General features: G+C 29.6%; 2 protein-coding genes and 1 pseudogene. 1 reads left to right on the plus strand and 2 read right to left on the minus strand.

Annotated features, from left to right (window positions below; genetic code table 11):
* Positions 1-213: 213 nt before the first annotated feature.
* On the minus strand, positions 214-453 hold the full coding sequence (locus tag Q0352_RS07445; protein ID WP_299525977.1) for a hypothetical protein: 240 nt from the start codon (positions 451-453) through the stop codon (positions 214-216).
* Positions 454-539: 86 nt separating this feature from the next.
* Complete coding sequence (locus Q0352_RS07450) at positions 540-1,118, minus strand: hypothetical protein (protein ID WP_299525981.1); 579 nt, start codon at positions 1,116-1,118, stop codon at positions 540-542.
* A gap of 195 nt (positions 1,119-1,313) precedes the next feature.
* On the opposite strand from Q0352_RS07450, the pseudogene Q0352_RS07455 reads away from it, so the two are divergent.
* Positions 1,314-1,543: pseudogene (locus Q0352_RS07455) on the plus strand (integrase core domain-containing protein); the annotation flags it as partial.
* Positions 1,544-1,760: the final 217 nt, after the last annotated feature.

Raw genomic sequence — 1,760 nt, forward strand, 5'->3', positions numbered from 1 at the left:
GTTTTTTTCTTTTTTTACTGTTTTAAATTCAATACTTAAATCAATATAAATCTACTATTTAATCTTTATAGGGTGTTCGGTTTCACGCGAGCGCGTATTGTTTTACTTTTTAGTTATTAGACAAGACTAACTTTGAAAAAAGATTGATTAATCAATATTATTTCAAATATCTATTCTATTTTATACTATTATAGTACGTTACTTTACGTTACTTTAAAATCCTTCTTCAAAGTTTAAGGAATATTTATCCAACAAATACCCAGTTTTAAAACTCCTAATTTCTGTAATGGTATTATGTTCAGCATCATAAACAACCTCAACAAAGAACTTATCTATTGCATAACAGTTGCACCTTTCACCATTACCAATATAGTTATCTAAGAAAGTACCTAATTGATTAACGGCTTCCATTTGCTCGTTTAGTTCTAATGTGTTGAATTGATATAAAGTCATTTACCAACCAACTTCGCAAATTTCCAATGTTGGCTGAGGGTAATTCCTTAATATATTTATTAAATAAAAACTATAAGTAATTGATTTTATTCCGAATCAAGAATGTTTTTATTCATCATTTCAATAATTCCAGATCGGTCGTAATATGTATAATATCGATCAATTAAATTATCTTTATTGAAATGCGCTGCAAAATTCATTCTCAATTTCACAGTACCTTCCTGATATACAATTTCATTAGAAAAATAAGAGATAACCATCACTCCAGTTAAACCAGAGTATGCCATTGTTTCTTTTGCAATAACAGGTAATTCTACATTATCTGTATACGTCATGGATTGCACTCCAGATGTTTCTTTCCAATTTTTCCACCAATCCAAAACATTTGATTTTCCGCTTAATTTTGTTCTAGTACCTGCGTCTCCATCTGGAAAATAAAACTCTACATCTTCAGCCAACATAGTTCCCCATGAATCAAATTGAAAATTGGTAAGTTCTGTTAATGCTTTAGCTGCAAGATTAGAATACTCAGGAGAAGCAATTTCATAATTTGGATTAATACTAACAATTGTTTTTTCAGGAGGCGATTCACACCCAATAGCTAGCATAGCAATTAAACAAGCCATTAGCAAAGGCTTTAGCGATTTAAACTTTAGTTCTTTCATATCTTTGTTATTAATTCTTACTCATTTGGCTTTTCAGATTTCGCCCCGTTTTTTTATGGTTTCTAGTCTCCACTTTATCAACTAAAATTAAAAAAAAAAATTAATTTCTCACACTTTATTTTTTAAATAAGTGGAATTGCTATAGTAGACTGGACAGTTAGTTAAGATATTATTGCTAGAACTTAAATTAGCAAAATGTCAAGAAAGGGAAATTGCTGGGACAATGCAGTGGCTGAAAGCTTCTTTAAATCCTTAAAGGTAGAATGGTATACAAAAATAATTACAATGTCTATTCGGATGCTGAAATATCCATTTTTAAGTGGATCGAGACTTGGTACAATAGGAATAGAAGACACTCAGCTTTGAATTACAAAACTATAAATGAACTTGAATTAGAAATCAATAACCAAAAACTAGCAGCATGATCTTAACCTAGTGTCCATTTTTTGTTGTATATCCATTTCCCTTGTTTTCTTGGTTATGTACCCACCTTGATTACAAACAAAGTCATAACCTTTAAGGATTACGGCTTTTTTTTTGAATAAACCATTTAAAAATAATTAAATTAGCTTGTTTAATTTTTCTACAAAGAAAGTAATTACACCACAAGTTCACAATCAAACACCTAATATGAACAACAAA

The organism is uncultured Lutibacter sp. (genome assembly GCF_937891065.1).
Classification (GTDB): Bacteria; Bacteroidota; Bacteroidia; order Flavobacteriales; family Flavobacteriaceae; genus Lutibacter.

Coding starts and splice junctions, on each gene's coding strand:
- Q0352_RS07445 (WP_299525977.1), bottom strand. CDS start 453: ATGACTTTATATCAATTCAACACATTAGAACTAAACGAGCAAATGGAA.
- Q0352_RS07450 (WP_299525981.1), bottom strand. CDS start 1,118: ATGAAAGAACTAAAGTTTAAATCGCTAAAGCCTTTGCTAATGGCTTGT.